The sequence below is a fragment of the Vibrio sp. M260121 genome (assembly GCF_036533715.1).
Classification (GTDB): Bacteria; Pseudomonadota; Gammaproteobacteria; order Enterobacterales; family Vibrionaceae; genus Vibrio.
Genome location: NZ_JATABF010000013.1, coordinates 44,855 through 64,964, shown reverse-complemented (window position 1 = coordinate 64,964; position 20,110 = coordinate 44,855). Strand labels below are relative to the sequence as shown.

At 43.3% G+C, this 20,110-nt stretch carries 19 protein-coding genes and 1 pseudogene; 14 read left to right on the top strand and 6 right to left on the bottom strand.

Going from position 1 to position 20,110, the window contains the following annotated elements; translation table 11 throughout:
- Positions 1 to 9 precede the first annotated feature (9 nt).
- The 4 genes from QTO06_RS09810 (at position 10) to rmf (ending at position 4,262) form a co-directional block, all read left to right on the top strand.
- Positions 10 to 261 (top strand): glutaredoxin family protein, encoded by a 252-nt coding sequence (locus QTO06_RS09810; RefSeq protein WP_331407649.1) that lies wholly within the window; start codon positions 10 to 12, stop codon positions 259 to 261.
- Entirely contained in the window at positions 239 to 2,158 is a 1,920-nt protein-coding gene (locus QTO06_RS09805) for an ABC transporter ATP-binding protein (protein ID WP_038894160.1), read from the top strand. The genes QTO06_RS09810 and QTO06_RS09805 overlap by 23 nt, the downstream gene beginning before the upstream one ends.
- 7 nt (positions 2,159 to 2,165) lie before the next feature.
- Positions 2,166 to 3,917, top strand: a complete 1,752-nt coding sequence (locus QTO06_RS09800) for a DUF3466 family protein (protein ID WP_331407647.1) — start codon at positions 2,166 to 2,168, stop codon at positions 3,915 to 3,917.
- A 171-nt stretch (positions 3,918 to 4,088) separates the two neighbouring features.
- Positions 4,089 to 4,262, top strand: coding sequence for a ribosome modulation factor (gene rmf / locus QTO06_RS09795; protein WP_005532367.1), 174 nt, complete (start codon positions 4,089 to 4,091; stop codon positions 4,260 to 4,262).
- A 135-nt stretch (positions 4,263 to 4,397) separates the two neighbouring features.
- Here rmf and fabA read toward each other — a convergent pair whose 3' ends face one another.
- Positions 4,398 to 4,913 carry a bifunctional 3-hydroxydecanoyl-ACP dehydratase/trans-2-decenoyl-ACP isomerase gene (gene fabA / locus QTO06_RS09790; RefSeq protein ID WP_010647877.1) on the bottom strand — a complete coding sequence of 172 codons (516 nt, stop codon included), beginning with the start codon at positions 4,911 to 4,913 and terminating at the stop codon, positions 4,398 to 4,400.
- A 70-nt stretch (positions 4,914 to 4,983) separates the two neighbouring features.
- On the bottom strand, positions 4,984 to 6,624 hold the full coding sequence (locus QTO06_RS09785) for a Lon protease family protein (RefSeq protein WP_331407646.1): 1,641 nt from the start codon (positions 6,622 to 6,624) through the stop codon (positions 4,984 to 4,986).
- A 211-nt stretch (positions 6,625 to 6,835) separates the two neighbouring features.
- Here QTO06_RS09785 and matP point away from each other — a divergent pair, with 211 nt between their 5' ends.
- From matP to QTO06_RS09765, 4 genes are all read left to right on the top strand, one after another.
- Positions 6,836 to 7,285 (top strand): macrodomain Ter protein MatP, encoded by a 450-nt coding sequence (gene matP / locus QTO06_RS09780; protein ID WP_005440054.1) that lies wholly within the window; start codon positions 6,836 to 6,838, stop codon positions 7,283 to 7,285.
- A gap of 10 nt (positions 7,286 to 7,295) precedes the next feature.
- Positions 7,296 to 7,607, top strand: coding sequence for a DUF3634 family protein (locus QTO06_RS09775; RefSeq protein WP_331407645.1), 312 nt, complete (start codon positions 7,296 to 7,298; stop codon positions 7,605 to 7,607).
- A gap of 115 nt (positions 7,608 to 7,722) precedes the next feature.
- Entirely contained in the window at positions 7,723 to 8,046 is a 324-nt protein-coding gene (locus tag QTO06_RS09770) for a hypothetical protein (RefSeq protein ID WP_331407644.1), read from the top strand.
- Positions 8,047 to 8,176: 130 nt separating this feature from the next.
- Entirely contained in the window at positions 8,177 to 9,391 is a 1,215-nt protein-coding gene (locus QTO06_RS09765) for an HDOD domain-containing protein (RefSeq protein WP_331407643.1), read from the top strand.
- 176 nt (positions 9,392 to 9,567) lie between these two features.
- Here the strand turns inward: QTO06_RS09765 and QTO06_RS25535 are convergent.
- The 4 genes and pseudogenes from QTO06_RS25535 to QTO06_RS09745 all read right to left on the bottom strand — a co-directional run.
- Positions 9,568 to 10,045: pseudogene (locus QTO06_RS25535) on the bottom strand (ISNCY family transposase); the annotation flags it as partial.
- Between the two features lie 271 nt (positions 10,046 to 10,316).
- On the bottom strand, positions 10,317 to 12,047 hold the full coding sequence (locus tag QTO06_RS09755; protein WP_331407642.1) for a response regulator: 1,731 nt from the start codon (positions 12,045 to 12,047) through the stop codon (positions 10,317 to 10,319).
- The gene (locus QTO06_RS09750; protein WP_331407641.1) at positions 12,037 to 13,224 is read right to left on the bottom strand and encodes an FIST signal transduction protein; all 1,188 of its coding nucleotides are present in this window, start codon (positions 13,222 to 13,224) and stop codon (positions 12,037 to 12,039) included. The genes QTO06_RS09755 and QTO06_RS09750 overlap by 11 nt, the downstream gene beginning before the upstream one ends.
- Before the next feature lie 113 nt (positions 13,225 to 13,337).
- Positions 13,338 to 13,694: a hypothetical protein gene (locus QTO06_RS09745; RefSeq protein WP_331407639.1), complete on the bottom strand. Its 357-nt coding sequence runs from the start codon at positions 13,692 to 13,694 to the stop codon at positions 13,338 to 13,340.
- Positions 13,695 to 13,950: 256 nt separating this feature from the next.
- Here QTO06_RS09745 and ccoN point away from each other — a divergent pair, with 256 nt between their 5' ends.
- The 6 genes from ccoN (at position 13,951) to QTO06_RS09715 (ending at position 20,102) form a co-directional block, all read left to right on the top strand.
- The gene (gene ccoN, locus QTO06_RS09740; protein ID WP_033006505.1) at positions 13,951 to 15,378 is read left to right on the top strand and encodes a cytochrome-c oxidase, cbb3-type subunit I; all 1,428 of its coding nucleotides are present in this window, start codon (positions 13,951 to 13,953) and stop codon (positions 15,376 to 15,378) included.
- Positions 15,379 to 15,390: 12 nt separating this feature from the next.
- Positions 15,391 to 16,011: a cytochrome-c oxidase, cbb3-type subunit II gene (gene ccoO / locus QTO06_RS09735; protein ID WP_005429861.1), complete on the top strand. Its 621-nt coding sequence runs from the start codon at positions 15,391 to 15,393 to the stop codon at positions 16,009 to 16,011.
- A 9-nt stretch (positions 16,012 to 16,020) separates the two neighbouring features.
- Complete coding sequence (locus QTO06_RS09730) at positions 16,021 to 16,194, top strand: cbb3-type cytochrome oxidase subunit 3 (RefSeq protein ID WP_005429887.1); 174 nt, start codon at positions 16,021 to 16,023, stop codon at positions 16,192 to 16,194.
- Positions 16,194 to 17,168, top strand: coding sequence for a cytochrome-c oxidase, cbb3-type subunit III (gene ccoP, locus QTO06_RS09725; protein WP_005441609.1), 975 nt, complete (start codon positions 16,194 to 16,196; stop codon positions 17,166 to 17,168). Before QTO06_RS09730 ends, ccoP begins: the two co-directional genes overlap by 1 nt.
- A gap of 89 nt (positions 17,169 to 17,257) precedes the next feature.
- Positions 17,258 to 17,734, top strand: a complete 477-nt coding sequence (locus tag QTO06_RS09720) for a FixH family protein (protein ID WP_331407638.1) — start codon at positions 17,258 to 17,260, stop codon at positions 17,732 to 17,734.
- 4 nt (positions 17,735 to 17,738) lie between these two features.
- Positions 17,739 to 20,102 carry a heavy metal translocating P-type ATPase gene (locus QTO06_RS09715; RefSeq protein WP_331407637.1) on the top strand — a complete coding sequence of 788 codons (2,364 nt, stop codon included), beginning with the start codon at positions 17,739 to 17,741 and terminating at the stop codon, positions 20,100 to 20,102.
- Positions 20,103 to 20,110 lie beyond the last annotated feature (8 nt).

Here is a 20,110-nt window from a genome sequence, read left to right as displayed (position 1 = left end):
AGTAAAAGGATGTTGAACGTGCTAACACTTTACAGCACTGAAGGATGCCATCTCTGTGAGATGGCGTTTGACCTCGTTGGTCAGATTGGCCTCGCCGAACAAACTCACATCGTCGACATTACGTTCGACGATGTTCTCTTTTCTCGTTACGGCGTCACGATTCCCGTATTAAAATATCAAGATTCTGAGTTGAACTGGCCGTTTGACTTAGAACAACTCACACATTGGTTGGATAATAATGGCATTACTTACCATTCATAACGCGCAACTTGCATTTGGTGACCACCCATTGCTAGATAAAGCAGAGTTCGCTCTTCAAGAAAACGAACGCGTTTGTTTAGTTGGTCGTAACGGTGCAGGTAAGTCCACGTTAATGAAAGTGCTTGCCGGCGACATTTTGTTGGACGATGGCAAGATTCAAATCACTCAAGACGTAGTTGTTTCTCGACTTGAACAAGATCCACCACGCAATCAAGAGGGTACGGTTTACGAATACGTATCTGGCGGTTTAGCTGAAATCGGCGAACAGCTGAAGATCTACCATGATCTTCTCGATCTTGTAGCTCAGGACCCAAGTGAAAAGAACATTAATCGTCTTGCTAAAATTCAAGAACAGTTGGATCACCTAAATGCTTGGCGCTTTGATGACCGTGTCAAGAACGTTCTGGGCGCTTTAAAGCTAAGTCCAGAAACCAAACTGACGGACTTGTCTGGTGGTTGGCAACGCAAAGCCGCTCTGGCTCGTGCACTTGTTTGTGACCCTGATGTACTGCTTCTTGATGAGCCTACTAACCACCTTGATGTTACAACCATCGAATGGTTAGAGAACTTCTTAAAAGACTTCAAAGGCTCAATCATCTTTATTTCTCACGACCGTGCGTTCATCAAATCGATGGCGACACGCATCGTTGACTTAGATCGCGGTCAATTGGCTTCTTTCCCTGGTAATTATGATCAGTACCTGAATGACAAAGAAGAGATGCTTCGTGTTGAAGAAATGCAAAATGCAGAGTTCGACAAAAAGTTAGCTCAAGAAGAAGTATGGATTCGTCAAGGGATTAAAGCACGTCGTACCCGTAATGAAGGTCGTGTTCGTGCCCTTAAAAAGCTTCGTGAAGAACGTCGTGACCGTCGTGAAGTGCAAGGTAAAGTTAACCTTAACATCGACGATGCTTCACGCTCAGGCAAGATTGTGTTTGAAGCAGAAAATGTTTCTTTTGCATTCGAAGGTAAAAAGATCGTCGACAACTTCAGCTTCAACATCATGCGTGGTGACCGAATCGCCCTGATTGGTCCTAATGGCTGTGGTAAAAGTACGGTTCTGAAATTACTTCTAGGCCAGCTAGAGACACAAGGTGGTCGTTTACATTGCGGCACAAAACTTGAAGTAGCTTACTTCGACCAGTACCGCGAAATCCTCGATCCTGAAAAGACGGTTATCGATAACCTAGCGGATGGTAAGCAGGAAGTGATGGTGGGCGGCCGTCAGCGTCATGCATTGAGCTACCTGCAAGATTTCTTGTTCGCCCCAAAACGTGCTCGTACGCCAGTTAAAGCGTTATCAGGCGGTGAAAAAAATCGACTGTTGTTAGCGCGTATCTTATTGAAACCTAACAACTTGCTTATTCTGGACGAACCAACCAACGATTTGGACATCGAAACGTTGGAACTTTTAGAAGAAATGCTTGCCAATTATCAGGGTACGTTACTGCTAGTGAGTCACGACCGTGAGTTCGTAGACAATACAGTAACAACCAGCTGGATTTTTGAAGGTAACGGCGTAATTGAAGAGTTCGTTGGTGGTTATCACGATGCTAAACAGCAGCGTGATCAAGTTCTTGCTTCACGCAGTCAGGTTGAAAAAGCAACGAAGAAAGAGAAAGTGGTTGAGGAAACTCCCAAAACTACGCAACCTAAGAACAATTCGAAGAAGTTATCGTATAAGCTGCAAAGAGAATTAGAGGCTCTTCCAGCTAAACTAGAACAATTAGAGTCGGATATTGAGACGCTACAAGAACAAGTGAATGACCCAGAGTTCTTCACTAAATCTGTAGAACAGACTCAACCGGTATTGGAACAGCTCGCTGCTGTAGAGCAGGAGTTGGAAATCGCGTTCGAGAGATGGGAAGAACTCGAAGCAATGCAACAGGACAGTTAAGAATTCCATGAATTGTAGTAATAAATTCAAACTAACCGCCGTCGCGATGATGGTTGGTACAGCAATGAATGCCAATGCAGCATTGTATCAAGTGGTTGAAGTAGAGCCGGAAGTTAATGGCGACGTTCTAGATTACCAGACCGCTTACGGTGTGGCTATTCAACAGGGTGATGTTGAAAACCCTGGGACAAACGCGCCATTCGCTCTAGGTTGTTTTGATGCAGGAGCGAACTGTACTTCAGACCAGTTTAAATTAGCAATTGAGACTCGTGCCGAACCAATTTCTGTTGGACAAGCGGTGGATGGAGTAAGTTACAGAGAAGAGGTTCCATTTGCTATGGATTCTAGCTTCTATACTGTTGATAATACATCTGATGCTGGCGATGATGAAGACTTCAAACGCTACTGTTATAATGAACTTGGTTATTCAACTTGTGACTCATGGGCAGCGTTAAACTGGAAGCCATGGCAGAAAGAGAAGTTTTATAAAGACTACGAGGCTTCAAATGCTTTGGTCGTAGTCGAAGGCAAACCTGATGCTTACAACAATAAGTATAACAATGTAATCAATAGCTTAACTGAAAACCTATCGGTTATTGGCAACCAAAGTGTTGTTAATGAAAATGATTCAACACTAGAGACAAGGAACACAGTTGTTGCGCCTGAACTACCAAATATTATAACGGAGGAAGGGCAAGCTAGCGTTGTAGAAAGTCACGCGTGGAACACTAATGGTACATTTACTGTTGGTAGTGTATCTCGAAAAGCTACCAATACTAATGGTACCCACCATACATCAAAAGCAGCGATATGGGATGACACTGGCCTTGTATCAGAATTAGCTTGGCCAAGTAACCAAGCAGAAGATGGTGAACGATTAGCTCAAGGCAGTATGCGTGATCTTAAGGCTGATGGTTTAACCATTTATGGTGTAGGCTACAACACTTATTCTGATAACAACTATATGAATGCAACAGTGTTTATTGGTTCTTTAGAAAAAGAAGGCTCCCTAGAAAACGTTGAATGGGTTAACAAATCTGTTGATGGTGCGCAACAACGAATTGATGATGAAACTGTACATACGAACTCTCGTCTGACCGACGTTAATGATAATTTCGTTGCCATAGGAGAAGCAAAGCGCTCTGGCCGCTATCCGATGCCAACTGGTTCGTACCCAAATCGTTTGTTTATCGTGAAAGATATTAGAGAAAGCTCACCCAAAGCATTTTACCCAACAAGTGGAATCTTCTTTAACGGCGCTGGCGGGTTAATGGGCAGCATCAACGCATCAAATGAGGTAGTGGGTCAACTTGACGCTGAGAGCTCGCGTGAAGACGAGGGTAAACCTCGCCGTAAACGTGGCTTCATTTACCCATATAGTCCGGATGGAACAGATTCAGATAGGTCCAAAACCCTATTTGAAGGTAAAGCGTGGTTTTTAGACAACCTAACAAATGGCGGTGAGTTTTCCCAAGAAAATAATGCATTCCGTATCATCAATGCTACAGACATCAATGATGCTGGCGTTATCTCGGCAACCGCGATGAAGTGTGAAGGCGGCTATAAGAGCACACAACATAACGCGTCGTGTGATGGGACAGAAAAAATCGTTGCAGTTAAGCTTATGCCTATCGCTGGTGCGACTTCTGCAGATATTCAGAAACGAAGTATTGAAGAAGAGTCCTCAGAACGCCAAGGCGCTGGTCTTGGTTGGTTGGCTTTGACCATACTGGGCTTCTTCGGGTTCCGTAGAAAATAGTCAGTAATTTTTAAATCAAGCAGCGGCTCACAGAAATGAGCCTCTGCTTTTTTTATGCCTTGAGAAAATGCGTAATTTGATCGACTCTTGCAAGTGGAGTCATAAAAACTCCATTAAAGTTTCACAGTAACAGTAGTACGTTTGTAAATGGACCTGTATGAGGAATTAACTATGAAGAGACAAAAGCGTGATCGCCTAGAACGAGCTCAATCTCAAGGCTACAAAGCTGGGTTGAATGGAAGGTCTCAAGAGGCTTGCCCATATCAACAAATTGACGCTCGGTCGTATTGGTTAGGTGGTTGGCGTGATGCCAGAGATGAAAAACAATCTGGCCTCTACAAATAACTCTCCACATACAAACAGAAGGATTTGAAAGGGCTCGTTAAGGGCCTTTTCTGCGTTTGATAGATGGGAGTATAGTTATCTAGATAAAGAAAAGACCCCTTAAAGGAGCCTTCTAAAATAATTCAGAGTAGGAGACTAGAAGCTTGAAGTGTCTTGGAACAAGCCTACTTTCAGATCTTTTGCTACGTAGATTTCTTTGCCATCTACACAGACACGACCATCAGCTAGACCCATTACCAATTTACGGTTAACAACACGCTTCATGTGGATCTCGTATGTCACTTTTTTAGCTGTTGGTAGGATTTGCCCCGTAAACTTCACTTCGCCAACACCTAGAGCGCGTCCTTTGCCTTTACCGCCAACCCAGCCTAGGAAGAAGCCAACAAGTTGCCACATAGCATCAAGGCCAAGACAGCCAGGCATTACTGGGTCACCAGGGAAGTGACAATCAAAGAACCAAAGATCTGGAGTAATGTCCAATTCTGCTAGGATCAAGCCTTTACCGAAATCACCTTCAGTCTCAGACATTTTTGTGATGCGGTCCATCATCAACATGTTTGGTGCTGGTAGCTGAGGGCCTTGTGGCCATAGTTCGCCTTGGCTAGAAGCTAGAAGATCTTCACGGGTGTATGAATCACGTTTGTTTTGCATTATCAATTACTCCAATTTTTGATAGCTGCATCTTAGTGAACACGTGTACGCTAAACAACTCCGATCAGTACTAGACAAACCAGTTTTTGATGCGCTCCACAATTCCTTCTGGATGCTCGTGTCTTTCAAAGTTTTCAATACGTTCGGCTATCTTACCGATGATGCTGTCGTCTTCACCTCGGAATGGCTTGGACATCAAAAGAGGAATCGCTTCATCAACAGTAGAAACAGACCAAATGTGGAACTCACCATTCTTAATGCTTTCTATGACATCTTTATGTAACGCAAGGTGCTTTAGGTTAGTTTTCGGCATAATCACTCCTTGCTCACCTGTGAAACCTTGATGCTTACACACTTGGTAAAAACCTTCGATCTTTTCATTCAAGCCACCGACGGCTTGCACACGACCAAATTGGTCTACAGCGCCTGTCACTGCAATCTGCTGATTAACGGGAGATTCAGACAGGGCACTTACCAAACAGCAAAGCTCCGCTAAAGAGGCGCTATCTCCATCTACTTCACTGTATGATTGCTCAAAAACAATTGACGCAGAGTAAGGTAGAGGCTCATCTAAATTCAACGCCGAGCTCACAAATGCTTGCATGATCATCATACCTTTAGCGTGCAGGTTGCCACCAAGCTCCGCTTTACGCTCAACATCTGAGATATCACCATCACCGAAGTGAATAACACAAGAAATACGCGCAGGTTCACCATAAGAGACCGGATGTCCAGCCATGTCAATAACAGTAAGACCGTTAATTTGGCCTACTTGTTCGCCAGTCGTTTCAATGATCACTTGTCCATCAAGAATGTCATCAACTGCACGCTGTGGTAGGTACGACTCGCGGTAATATTTATCATCAATAGCCTTATCAATATCATCAAATTCGATCACAGAAGCATTTGAATACTGACTAGCAAGAGCCAGCAATTGGCTGTGCCACATGACACCGAGCGGTAGATAGTGTTGATCTTCTGTGTAACGCATCCCTGCAAGAATTAATCTTCTGAACGCTTCATTGCTCAATGCAGGATGCTGGTACTCCTGGCAAATCCAGTTTACCAAACTAATGTAATTCCTCAGGTTTTCTTGAGATAGGTGGATATCTTCTTCAACCTCTGTATACATCGTCAGACCTGCAGAGAAGTCTTCATCGACATACTCGATTTCAGCCAACTGGTTTCGGTCACCGGTAATGATCAGTTTTACATTGTATTCTTGCGGCGCAAAAGGCGATGAAGCAATTCGATTTTGAGTAAGATTAATTGGAGCAAAGCTTCCACCTTGAACCGCAGCTTTGATGTTTGGCCAGCGTGCAGCATTCGCAAGCACCAAGTTCGCAGGAATAACAAGATAGCCGCCATGTGCTTTGGAAAGTAAGCCAGATTCAAACGTCGCTTGACCATCTTGGTTTACACTGTAGCGATCAAACAGCTCTTTAGCATCGAGTGACTCTGTTGCAACAACAGGTGCTGAGGTTTTAGCCTCCAACACTTCGCTAATGAAACCTCGGTAAATCGCATTATCAGTGCAATTCACCAATAAAATGCGAGTTAATCCTTGTACACGCGTAAATCGCTCAGTGGTTGCTTCAAGCCTCGGCTGAAGGTCAATGAAAGGCTTTGCTGGGAGAGAAGTGGCGTTGCGTAAAATCTCTTCGTACTGTTCAAAAGAAGGGGTGACATCTTGCCAGTTAACTTGGTTCATTCAAATTCATCTTAATTTAGTCTTAGGGGCATTATAGCGAAACGGCGATCAACTCCCTAGCGACAATTTGACCAATCCAAAAATTCTGCAAATTCAGTTGATTAAACCTTCGACAAATGAGTGATCAGCATCGATACTTTTATGAGTTTTAATTGCTGAATTCGTGCATCTGGGTTACGCTGTCACCATATGCGCATTAAGGGTCGGAAGGATGAAATATCAGCAGCTTGAGAATTTAGAATGTGGTTGGAAATGGAAGTACCTCATCAAAAAATGGAAAGATGGTGAAGCCATCACTCGATACATTGATACGAGTGAAGCTGATGCTGCTATTGCCGAACTACGAAAGTTAGAGCATGAGCCAACACAAGTGCTAACTTGGATAGAAAATCACATGTCAGAAGAGCTTGATAATAAGCTCAAACAGGCAATTCGTGCAAAGCGTAAACGTCACTTTAATGCTGAGCAAGTACATACGAAAAAGAAATCAATTGATCTTGATTACCGAGTGTGGGAAAAGCTCTCAAACCGAGCCAATGAGTTAGGGTGTACATTATCAGATGCCATCGAATACCTTTTATCAGAAGCTTCACGAAGTGAGAAAGCAAGTATGAAGGTATCATCTTTGAAAGAAGATTTGAGTAAATTGTTGTCCAGCTAAGGAGTATCAAATGCTTTATGTAATATTGATTGCTGCTGTTGTCATTTTTTGGCTTATCGCTGTAGATAGACCCGTCTTAAAGGTTAAATTCGAGAAAGGGCACATATCTAATGTGAAAGGTCATATTCCACCTTCTTTTAAACACAACCTGCAAGACATCGCTGAGCACGATCCCTTTGATGGTGAGATGAAAGTCTACAACCAACGTACTGGCATGCGTTTAACCTTCTCTAAAAAAGTCCCTAAGAAAGTTCAACAGCGCATAAGAAACGTATTCCCTCACCAAGGTTTTAAGTCGACTAAAGGCAAGAAACGAGCTTAAGCATATTGTCAGTTACTTATTCATGTTAAACGGGGCGCATTAATTGCGCCCCGTTTTTATAGTAACTAAGTCAGTGAGTTAGAGTTTTAGCTTTGACGAACTAAAAGGTAACTCCATGCGATACACTGTCACGTTTTTGCTTGCGTTATTTAGTCTATCTGTTGCTAAAGCTGATGACTCACAGACCAATCCCGTAGCGAACAAAATCAAAATAGAACTTCAAAAGAAAACCAACAGAAAGTTTGATGGTTACTACGGTTATTGTGACTTGATGATTGAAATGGAGCACAAAGGCAAGAGCGCCAAGATCAAAAAAGTAAACGGAAGTGGCGATAAACGCGTATGCCAGTTCGCTAAGTCAAATGTGAAAATTGGAAAACGTTATCGCTATAAATTCTCTGAAAAGTACATACGACTACACATAACAACGGGCAACTAGTATTCACTAATCATATTTCGATAATTTGAATATATTTATAAGTGGAATTAATATCACATTCCATTTACTGCTTTGGTGTTTATAGATACACTTGCTGACGGGAAAGTAAAATAACGTTAGGAATATCAGTTTGTTGCTCACGCAAAAAAAATATACACAAGAAGCAATGGACATCGCAGCCAAAGTATCGAAAGAAGTCGAACTTAGACATGCAAAATGGCTAGCTAGTATGAACCACCAAGTGGATCAGTCGCAAGTGGATAAACTCCTCAGTTTACAGGGGCGTTACTGTGACGACGTGATCTTTAGTGAAGAAGACAGAATCACGCGCAACCAAAGAATACTTCTCATATGTGAACAAGAGCGAGTAAAAGAAAAACGCCAAATCGTCGAAGACAAGCAGAAAACACTTCAAAAAGTCATCAGCGATGTATCGAAAGTCGCCGATCGAATGTTAATGAAGAAGCTTGAAACACTTCCAATTGATAAATTATCGAGCAATATCCCCCCATTTGAACTGTTCGCATCGTTTGCTTATTCTCCATCACTCAGCTTTTCAAAACTGGCAGACTTGGCCGGCGATAGCCACCAACTAAGCTCAACGATTATTGATCTGATTGAAAACTCGAGACTGCGTGAGCGAGGAAGTGCAGCTAGAACCAGCTCAGATGTAAGAGTTGCGATTAGCCGTCTTGGAATTGAAAATTGCCGCAAGCTATTCCCAGTCTTAATGGCACGACCAATAATGAGGTGGTCAGACAGTAATACTAAGATCCTGACTCCCAAGTTTTGGCAACAACTGGTTTTGAGTGCCAACGTTACCAAAATGCGATTGGAATCGGCAGGTGTTCAAGACGCTGATTGTGGTGTTCTAATTGGAACACTTCGTAGCCTAGGAAGCATAGTGCTGATTAATCATTTCACAGACACTTTCGAAGATGCTCTTATTGAAGTCATGCTGAACTATAGAAAAACGAACAGAAAAGATGAGTACTATGCTTGTGCCGACGTTCGACCTAATTCCGCGTTCTTACCTAAAGTTATTGTTGATATGGAAGCAGCGGTCACTAAACGACTTGTGAAAAGCTTTAACTGGCCGAAAAGTGCAGAGCATATTAAAGTTGCCATTCTAGAAGACATAGAAAACAAACCGATCTTAGAACGCAGCATCTATGGAGCAGCATTGGCACAGGCTAGGGCTTATGCAATATACGACAGCTTATCGAGAAGCGAAGTGTTCGCTGAAAAACACAAACCATTTTGGTTTGCTAACGTTCAGATCTCAGGAGAAGCGCTATCATCCATTAGAATGAGCGCTCCAGGCAAGATGACTCTTATGATATAGAGGAGTTACGATGTCACAAAACTTCAAGCGACCAAGTCTGGTCGCTTTTTTATTGCTCTGGAAAAAGGTTAAATCGTCAGTTCGGAAACTAGTATTAGTTTCTGTTATGAATATTTAGAGCCATAGTGACGGCGTAACCTAATAGGTGTGAGGCTATATCGGTAACGAGGTTAACTCAGGCGGCCAGTCGCATCATCAATGAAGACCAGTAAGCAACATTTATCAGAACGTCCTTCAAACCAATCGTGGTGAGAGCCATCAATTTGAACGAGCTCGCCTAAACAATCACGTCGGTAACGAGGTTGGTAGGGACCCAAAGTCCGTCGGCGATCATCCATTGGCGAAGCGTTTCCAAGGAGATATTAAATCCGTGAACCTGTGTAAGTTTTTCATGTACGAGCGTTGGGCCAAATCTAGATAGTATTCTGAGATAAGTTTGAGTACGTGAAGCTTGGCGTCATCGCTGATGCGATTACTCGAAGGTTTACCGCGGTTGCCATGAATTAGGGATTCAACGCCAAGTTCCTTAAAAGCTTTAAGCATGCGAGACAAGTGTCGATAGCTTGTGGCATCTCGGCGCTGTAACTTATTGTTTAACACACCTTGGATAATGGAGAAACGTTGCAATTCAAGGTCGTTCATCGTAACTAACATCCTAAATACCTCCAAGCAAACATAGGACAGATTCACTTGGAAATATTAGGATATTATCACTTTGGGCTTACAATCACAGTGCGCATTATATGTGTTATGTTAAATAAAATATCCACGTACGCCAATTCTTCTCTAGTTTGGTCTCCTATCCCTCTCAGATTTTAAAATACAGCGCTTTTTGTAGGTGTCATTAAACATAATGGTGATTTACCATAAAATACTTAATATAGATCTTAATAATCTTACGATTGTTAAGATCTATATTAATGCGCTACGCGAGTTCTACTAGTGATTGGATTGCTTGGTAGATATCTTGTCTTCGAACTGGCTTCGAAACAAAACCGTCCATGCCAGCTTTCATACATGTGATTTTGTCACTCTCAAGCGCATGCGCGGTCAAAGCAATGATTGGTGTGCTGATTCCTTTTTGTCTGATCAACCTTGTTGCAGTTATCCCATCCATTACTGGCATTGAGACGTCCATTAAAATGATATCGATACTTTGTCTTTGTTCTTCCAAAAACGTTAATGCTTCTGCACCATTACTGGCGATAAAAACGTTATGCCCAAGCTTGTTTAGGATAAGTTTAATCACCAGTTGGTTTGATTCTGTGTCTTCAACGACAAGAAGATTCATCGCTTTTGATGGATGATTTTGCTCTATCTTTACGGGCCTTTCTTGATTATTCCTGGTTAACACCGGAATCCTGATTTTGAAACGTGAGCCAACGTTCTCTTCACTTTTTACGCTGATTGTTCCGCGCATCATCTCAACCAGATGTTTGGTTATAGCGAGCCCCAAACCAGTACCACCAAACCTGCGTGTTATTGAACTGTCACCTTGATGAAAAGCCGTGAAAAGATGGCCAATCTTAGCTTTTGGAATTCCGATGCCGGTATCAGCAACAGAAATCATGAGCTCGCTATCTTTTTCAATCACAGAGATATCGATGCCACCAAAGTCAGTAAATTTGCTCGCGTTGCCAATCAAGTTAAAGAGAATTTGAGACAAGCGTGTTGAATCAATCCAATATTGCTTGTTTTGTTCAAGGTTACAATCGAACTCAAAACTCAAATTCTTAGCTGTTGCCACTTGTTTTTGTTGAGAAACAATGAGAGTTACAGCGTCACTTAAATCAGTCCACTGTTCATTCAAATGAAAGCTACCCGACTCTATTTTTGACAGGTCGAGAATATCGCTAATGATTGCGAGAAGCAGATCAGCTGAGCGCTCCATCTGATTTAGAACTTCTGATTGATCTTCGGTTAAAGTCGATTGTCTCAATATGTCGAGCATGCCTAAAACCGAGTTTAATGGAGTTCGAATCTCATGGCTCATCATGGCCAGGAACTCAGACTTAGATTGGTTTGCTCTTTCCGCTTCTTCTCTTGCTTTTGCAAGTTGCGAGGTGCGGACCTCTACGATACGTTGTAACTTTTCTTTAGTTTCAATATCGATAACGGCCCTTTCAATCAAAGGTCTAAAACGTCGGAGCGTCTCTTTGTTTTCAATACTGAAATGCCCTTTTTGAGCGCCGACAAGTATGATAATCGTTTGCGTTACTTCAGACCTAATGCCAGTTAAAAGCATGGAGCTTACCTGACTTTTTATAAAGGAGTTTAGGCTCTCAAACTCCTTTAAACGCATAGGTTCGAACAACAAAATACACTCGCCGTTAAGCGCTCGCTCTGTAGCGTTACCTTGTAACCAATTCACCCTATCAAATACACTATTGGTTGATAAAAGAGTCTTGAAACTTTGGCGATGGCTGTCACGTGTGATTACGATAAAGTCATCAAAATCAATGTACTTTTTCAAAACATTGTTCAGTCCTGAAAAAATCTCATGCCGGTTTCTGGCTTCACTCATTGCCGAAATTGCAGATAAGATTGCTTTGTTCTCATCTGCTAGTAATTTCTCTCTTTGCCTCGCTTCTTTGAGCTCGACAAGTGCCTCTTGTAACGCTTCTTGTTGGTATATCTCTAAATATTTATCTTTCATAAGGTTTATGGAAAATTGCTGAAGATATCATCAAGTTTCCATGTCCATTTTCGCCACCTATAAATCTTCCTTGCTCACCAAAAGTAAACGGGCAAATAAAAGGTAGGTTCTCTAATTCCTGGTTAATTTGTTCACAAACACTATTAATATCCTGCTTTAAGTGCAGCATAGGACCGGCACAAAAGATATTGATCACCCCTATTTTTCGAGACTCTTCTAACTTTTGATTAAAAGCCGCGTTAACCACTCTGGCCGCTCTCGCCACGAGGTGCTGCCGACTTCCTTGCATGAGTGTTAACACTTCACCTTCTTCAATATTTGTGAAAAGCTCGATACCACCCTGCTCTGTTTCTCTTATTGGGTGAGACAGCTTGTAATAAGGCCGTTCGTAAAGATGCCCAGCAATGCGACCCAGAGGGTAAGCACTAGAGTTTGTAAATAGGAAGCTCTCTTCGTCGGATTGCGTTTCTTGGTGATTGGTCCACTTACGGTAGACATCTAATGCGGGTTGGTTGTCTATTTCTAAAAGGCAGCGCCCTTTAGTTTTTGTTGCGATGCCAGTGATACCCGTTGGTGAATGCCCTGCACTAAAAGCGATATCAACTGGTTGGGATGAATAGAATAGTGTCAGACTTACGCCGTTCTGCTCGTATCCTTGTGAAGTGATTACAGACCAATTCCCTTTAACATTATTGTCGGCTGACGAACCACCAATAATGGGAACCAAAGTACCAAAGCGTTCATCGATACATTCAATAATTGATTCTTCATATCCTGGTGTTGCGTGAAGAAGGATCAGATTCGGTACTTCACCTACTCGATTCGCATGAACAAGTGCCATATTAAGTGCGTCATCAACACTTGTTTCTATATTATCCTCATAGGTAGCAATGCCCGTTCCATATGCGTGCTGACCCGAATCATAAATAGCAAGTACTGCAATCACAGGCCCTTGATGGTACCCATGATTAGTCATGATCGCTTGGCACGAGCTAGCTCCGTGGACGGTTACCTCAGGAAAGAGTTCAACGAACGCGTTTTGGATTTTTCTGAAATCATACTCTTCGGTGTAATAACAGACGATATGCGACAGGGTATCCTCTGTCAGCTCAGAGCGAAATCGTTTGATAGCTAAATATTCGTCGGTAATATGAGTAAATAATGATTGGCACTGCATACGGTTTTATTATTGTTTATCACTTTACTGTTATACCATTGCGAAAATTAAGCGCTAGGCAAGAAAGTATTAATTGCACAAAGAAGATACAATTATCTCGCGTCAGATCTGATTTATAAATGAACTCGGACAATATTTTCGTTTATTTTGAGATTAATTGCTTTTGTCTCAGAAATAGCGCTCCAATCAATCTCCTTATATTTATCACCTAAGTTAATAAAATTGCCAGATTGATTTAGATCAATTTTTACACTATCAGTTTCCGAGCTTTCAATCGAAAATCCTTCTGAAGCCTTGTTTATAGTGATCTTTGCTACCCCAATTGTTACATCACATCGCTGTTTTTGTGAACAATCTACCTCTCTATTCGTCTCGTATGTAAAGGTGCGCCAGAAAAAGGCACCAATTAAAAGACTGAGCATGATTAAGATTTGTGCAAGTCGTGCCTTTGTTAACTTTTGTGCGGCCATAATTCCTAATATCCTTGTTACAAACTTCAAACTTTTTAAATAAAAAATGATTTCCAGAGGCCTTGTAAGGTTACTACTCTGTCATTGAATTGTTAATTCAAGTATAGTGTCACGCTGAAAATGCCACTTTTTATTAAAGTCAGCAATGGAAATAAAGTGATGATAACACTTGAATTCTAGAGTTTACTTGGGTGGTGTTACGACGCAAGTCGTGTTGGAAGTAAAGTGTAGTTAATTAGAAATTGGAAGCATGCAAATGAGCCAAGTAAAGCAGCTTGAACAAAACTACAACTATACAGTCGTTCGCCAATTTACCCTTGTGACCATTTTATGGGGCATAGTTGGTATGGCTGTTGGTGTTTTGATTGCCGCTCAGTTAGTTTGGCCACAGCTAAACTTTGATACGCCGTGGTTGACGTACAGTCGTTTACGTCCATTGCATACTAATGCGGTAATTTTTGCGTTTGGTACCAGTGCCCTGTTCGCGACATCTTATTATGTTGTTCAGCGCACCTGTCAAACTCGTCTTTTTGGTGGCCCACTCGTTGCCTTCACCTTTTGGGGTTGGCAAGCAATCATCTTAGCCGCAGCAATCACCCTACCTCTAGGTTTTACCTCTGGTAAGGAATATGCTGAGCTAGAATGGCCAATCGATATCGCAATCGCGATTGTATGGGTATCATACGCGGTCGTGTTCTTCGGAACATTGGTCAAACGTAATACCTCTCATATCTATGTGGCTAACTGGTTCTTCGGTGCCTTTATCCTCACAGTAGCAGTACTTCACATCGTGAACAGCATGGCTATCCCTGTGTCACTTGGTAAATCTTACTCGATTTACTCCGGTGCCGTGGATGCGATGGTTCAATGGTGGTATGGACACAATGCGGTAGGTTTCCTACTGACCGCTGGTTTCCTAGGTATGATGTACTACTTTGTCCCTAAACAAGCTGAACGTCCTGTTTACTCTTACCGTTTATCTATCGTTCACTTTTGGGCACTGATCTCTCTATACATTTGGGCTGGCCCTCACCACCTGCATTACACAGCACTACCAGACTGGACTCAGTCTCTAGGTATGGTGATGTCTTTGGTTCTATTCGCTCCGTCTTGGGGTGGTATGATCAACGGTATTATGACGCTGTCTGGCGCATGGCATAAGCTTCGCTACGACCCTATCCTGCGTTTCCTAATTGTTTCATTGTCTTTCTACGGTATGTCTACTTTCGAAGGTCCAATGATGTCAATCAAGACTGTAAACGCGCTATCGCACTACACAGACTGGACCATTGGTCACGTTCACTCCGGTGCATTAGGTTGGGTTGCAATGGTTTCAATTGGTTCTGTATACCACCTTGTTCCACGTCTATTTGGTCAAGAGCGCATGTACTCTGTAAGTCTAATCAACGTTCACTTCTGGTTGGCGACTATTGGTACTGTTCTTTACATCGTAGCAATGTGGATCTCTGGTGTAATGCAAGGCCTAATGTGGCGCGCAGTTAACTCTGACGGCACACTAACTTACAGCTTTGTTGAATCTGTAGAAGCATCTTACCCGTTCTACTTCGTACGTTTCTTAGGTGGTTTCATCTTCCTATTCGGTATGTTCTTAATGGCATACAACACGTACAAGACGGTAACTGCACCTAAAGAAAGCCTAAAAGCTATCCCTCAACCGGCATAAGGAGATTAAAGAATGAGTAATAATTCGAATAATCGCCACGAAATCCTAGAACGTAATGTCGGTTTGTTGGCAATTTTCATCGTCTTTGCAATCAGTTGGGGTGCGCTTGTAGAAATCACTCCTCTGATTTTCCAGAAGCAAACGACGGAGCCTGTAGAAAACCTACGTGCTTATACTCCTCTGGAAATGGAAGGTCGTGACATCTACATCCGTGAAGGTTGTAACGTTTGTCACAGTCAGATGATTCGTCCTTTCCGCTCTGAAACAGAGCGCTACGGTCACTACTCTGTTGCAGGTGAAAGCGTTTGGGAACACCCATTCCTATGGGGTTCTAAGCGTACTGGTCCAGATTTGGCTCGTGTAGGCGGACGTTACTCTGACGAATGGCATCGTGTTCACCTTATTGACCCACGTGAGCTAGTACCTGAATCAAACATGCCTGGTTTCCCTTGGCTTGAAGAGAACGTGCTAGACGGCAAGCTGACACAGAAGAAACTAGAAATCTTCCGTGACCAGTTCGGTGTCCCTTATGAGGATGAAGAAATCGCGAATGCGGCTAAAGAAGTAGAAGGTAAAACAGAGATGGATGCAATCATCGCTTACCTTCAGTCTCTTGGTCATGCAATGAAGTAAGGGGGTCATATGGATTTCGGTACAATTCATAGTATTTATACCGTTGTACTCTTCGCTAGTTTTATTGGCATCGTATGGTGGGCATTTGGTAAGAAGCGTAAAGCACGCTTTGAAGAAGATGCTAACTTGGTGTTTGCTGACGAAGAACAAACGACCCCAAATAACCAAGGAGTGAAGAAGTAATGACTACATTCTGGAGTCTCTGGATTATCGTGATTACTGTCGGTACGCTAGTAGGCTGTGCGATCCTCCTGACTTGGTGCGCTAAAGATAAAATGGGCGTCGAGGAAGGGGAAGACATGGGCCACGAGTACGATGGTATTCGCGAGCTTAACAACCCTCTACCGAAATGGTGGACATACTTATTTGTGAGCACATTTGTGTTTGCAGCTGTATATCTGACCCTATTTCCAGGACTAGGTAGCTTTAAAGGTGTCCTAAACTGGCAAAGTTCAGATCAAACCGTACGTACGTTGGAAGAATCAAAAGAAGCCATCGCACGAGCACAAGAAAACAAACAACTTAACCAATACGCTAAAGAGCTTGATGATGCTGATGCTTACTTCGGTGAAGCATTCCGCGCACTTGCTCACAACGCAGATGGTCTACGCCCTATCCCTGAGATTGCGCAAGACCCTGAAGCGATTAAAGTTGGTCAGCGTTTGTTCCTACAGAACTGTTCGCAATGTCACGGTTCTGATGCTCGTGGTCAGACAGGTTTCCCTAACCTAACTGACGACGCATGGTTATATGGCGGTGAGCCAGCGGCTATCGTGACTACTATCATGCAAGGCCGTATCGGTCAGATGCCAGCGTGGAAAGATGCACTTGGCGAACAAGGTGTTCAAGAAGTTGTAAGCTACACGCTAAGCCTGTCTGGTCGTAAGGTGAATGCACGTGAAGCAGAAGCTGGTAAAGCTCGCTTTGTCGTGTGTGCAGCTTGTCACGGCACGGATGGTAAAGGTAACCCTGCTGTGGGTGCACCTGACCTAACTGACCAAGACTGGTTATTCGGCGATTCACGCGCTGCAGTAACAGAAACAGTTATGAACGGTCGCTCTGGTGTGATGCCAGCTTGGAAGGACATTCTAGGCGAAGACAAAGTTCAACTTGTCGCGGCATACGTCTGGAGTTTAAGCAACTCTGACAATAAGTAACATTTCAATAACAGCCCCTTTCATAGGGGCTGTCTTTCCTTTAAATTTAAAGCCTTACATTTTTTCATTTAGCTGTTGAGAACTTTTTTATGGTAAAGCCTTGGTATAAACAATTTTGGCCGTGGTTCCTGATCATCCTGCCTCTAACTGTTGTGGTATGGACAATCGTTACAGTGGCCGTATTCGCCAACAACTCTGTTTCTTTGGTCGCCGAGGATTACTATAAAAAAGGCAAAGGTATCAACATCGACATCAGTAAAATGAATGTCGCTCGAGACCTTGGTCTTAACGCTACCGTTTCTTCAGATGACAACACGGTGGTTATCTCCTTCAACAAAGGAGAACTGCCACACTTCCCTGCACTAACTGCAACGTTCACACACCGCACTCTACCAGATCGTGACTTTACTAAGCTTCTTACGGCGGATGCGACTGGTAATTACCGTTTAACACCTGAAAGCTCCATTCAAGGCCCTTGGTTTGTAGAACTTGAACCACACAACAAAGAATGGATGATTCAAGGTCGAGTCGAGTTCCCAGCACAACCAACAACTTTGATGAAGTAAGTCTATGTGTAAATCCTGTTATCACTGTGGTGAAGATGTACCAGCCAACACGGATTTCAAAGTAGAAATATTGGGTGAAATTCGCGATATGTGTTGCCCGGGCTGTGAAACCGTGGCTCAAACGATTGTCGATAGTGGTCTTGTCTCCTATTACCAATATCGAACTGCGCCTGCAGAGAAGGCAGATCTAGTCCCTGAGCAACTCCAAGCCCTTATCCATTATGACAACGAGGAAGTTCAGTCAGAATTTGTTCGTAACCATGAGAACATTTCTGAAGTCACACTTTCATTGGAGGGCGTGTCATGTGCCGCTTGTGCTTGGTTGATTGAAAAACAAGTGTCGGGTGTTAAAGGCTTGGTTTCCATTCGTGTTAACACCACGACCAACCGTGCTTTACTCGCTTGGGATAAAACTCAAGTTCGGCTTAGTGAACTGCTGTCGGTCATTCATAAACTCGGTTACAAAGCCGCCCCTTTTGAAGCAGATAAACAAGAAGCGGCTTACCACCATACGATGAAGCAGTACCTCTATCGCTTGGGCATTGCTGGTCTTGCAACCATGCAAGTTATGATGCTCGCAGTCGCGCTGTATTTGGAAGTCTTTGGCGATCTAGAGCCCGAGTTTAAAAACTACTTCCGCTGGGTGAGCTTAATTTTTGCGACTCCTGTGCTCCTCTATTCCGCGCTCCCTTTTTATCTCAATGCATGGCGAAGCATTAGGGGGCGAACGCTTGGGATGGATGTTCCAGTCTCTATTGCATTGATCTTCGCTTATGTGGCGAGCTTAGTTGCAACAGTGACCGAACAAGGCGAAGTTTTCTTCGAATCTATCTCGATGTTTACCTTCTTCTTATTGGTTGGCCGATTCTTAGAAATGCGGGCTCGACGCAAAGCAGCTGCAGCTAGTGGTAACCTTCTAAAACTCATCCCTGCGATTGCCACGACGTTAGACGGTGAACAAATCCCGGTGAAAACGTTGAAGATTGGCGATCGTATCCGTGTTCTTCCTGGCGAACACATTCCCGCCGATGGCAAAGTGATTTCTGGCCGCATCCATATCGACGAGTCGATGCTTACCGGTGAGTCGGTTCACGTGGTTAAGAAAGCCGGAGATGCGGTTTACGCTGGCACATTGAATGGCGAGGAGTCGTTTGAGTTAGAAGTTACGAACTCGAAAGCAGACTCGATGATTTCTAACATTGTTCGTCTTCAAGATGAAGCCCAGCACTCCAAGCCTAAAATTGCTGAAATCGCTGACGTCGTGGCACGTTATTTCGTAGGCGCGATATTAATTATTTCCGCAGGCACTTGGTTCTACTGGCATCAGACTAAACCTGATGATGCGTTCTGGATTATGCTGTCTGTCTTGGTAGCCACTTGTCCATGTGCTCTATCCTTGGCAACCCCAACCGCGCTAACTTGCGCTACCTCTCGTATGGGCAACTTTGGTATTTTACTGCGTAAAGGTCATGTATTCGAAACGCTATGTAAGATTAATCATCTTGTCGTTGATAAGACAGGCACCCTGACTAAAGGCGACATAGAAATTAGTCAAACCCAGACCTTCGCTGGCTTCAATGAAACTGAAGCACTTGCGATTGCATCGGCACTTGAAGCACACGCAAACCACCCTATTGCTCGCGCATTTTCAGGGTTTGGTCGTGAAGGTTTCACCGTCAGTGATGTTCAAAACATCATTGGTTCTGGTATTCAAGGCTTATGGAACAACAAGACGGTAAAAATTGGTAGTGCCACCTTCGTAGTTGGTGAAAACCGAGATGAGAGTAACGCTGTATATCTTTCTGTAGCCGAAGAGCACGTTGCAACCTTCTATTACCGCGACCCTATTCGTAAAGAGAGTAAAGCGTTCATTCAACGCTTTGCAGACGCCGGTATCAAAACAACCTTGTTGACAGGCGACTCACTTCAAAATGCGCAGCCTGTTGCGAATGAAATGGGTATTGACCATGTGATCGCATCGGCAAAACCAGAAGACAAACTCGCTTATCTTAAAGGGCTAGATAAAAACGACATCACCATGATGGTTGGTGACGGTATCAATGATGCACCAACTCTAGCTGGAGCTCACCTATCCGTTGCGATGGGTGGTGGTACCGATGTCGCTAAAGCCTCTGCAGATATGACGCTTCTTGGCGACAATTTAGAGAAGCTTTTAGAGGCTAGATTGCTTGCAATACGTACAAGAAAGATAATCCGAGAAAACTTGGCTTGGTCTTTGGGCTACAACCTGCTAATTTTGCCACTGGCAGTTGCAGGCTTGGTCGCTCCATACGTTGCTGTAGTGGGCATGTCAGCAAGCTCTATTATTGTTGTATCCAACTCGTTGCGACTACTTAAAGAGAAGTAAGTGAGAGA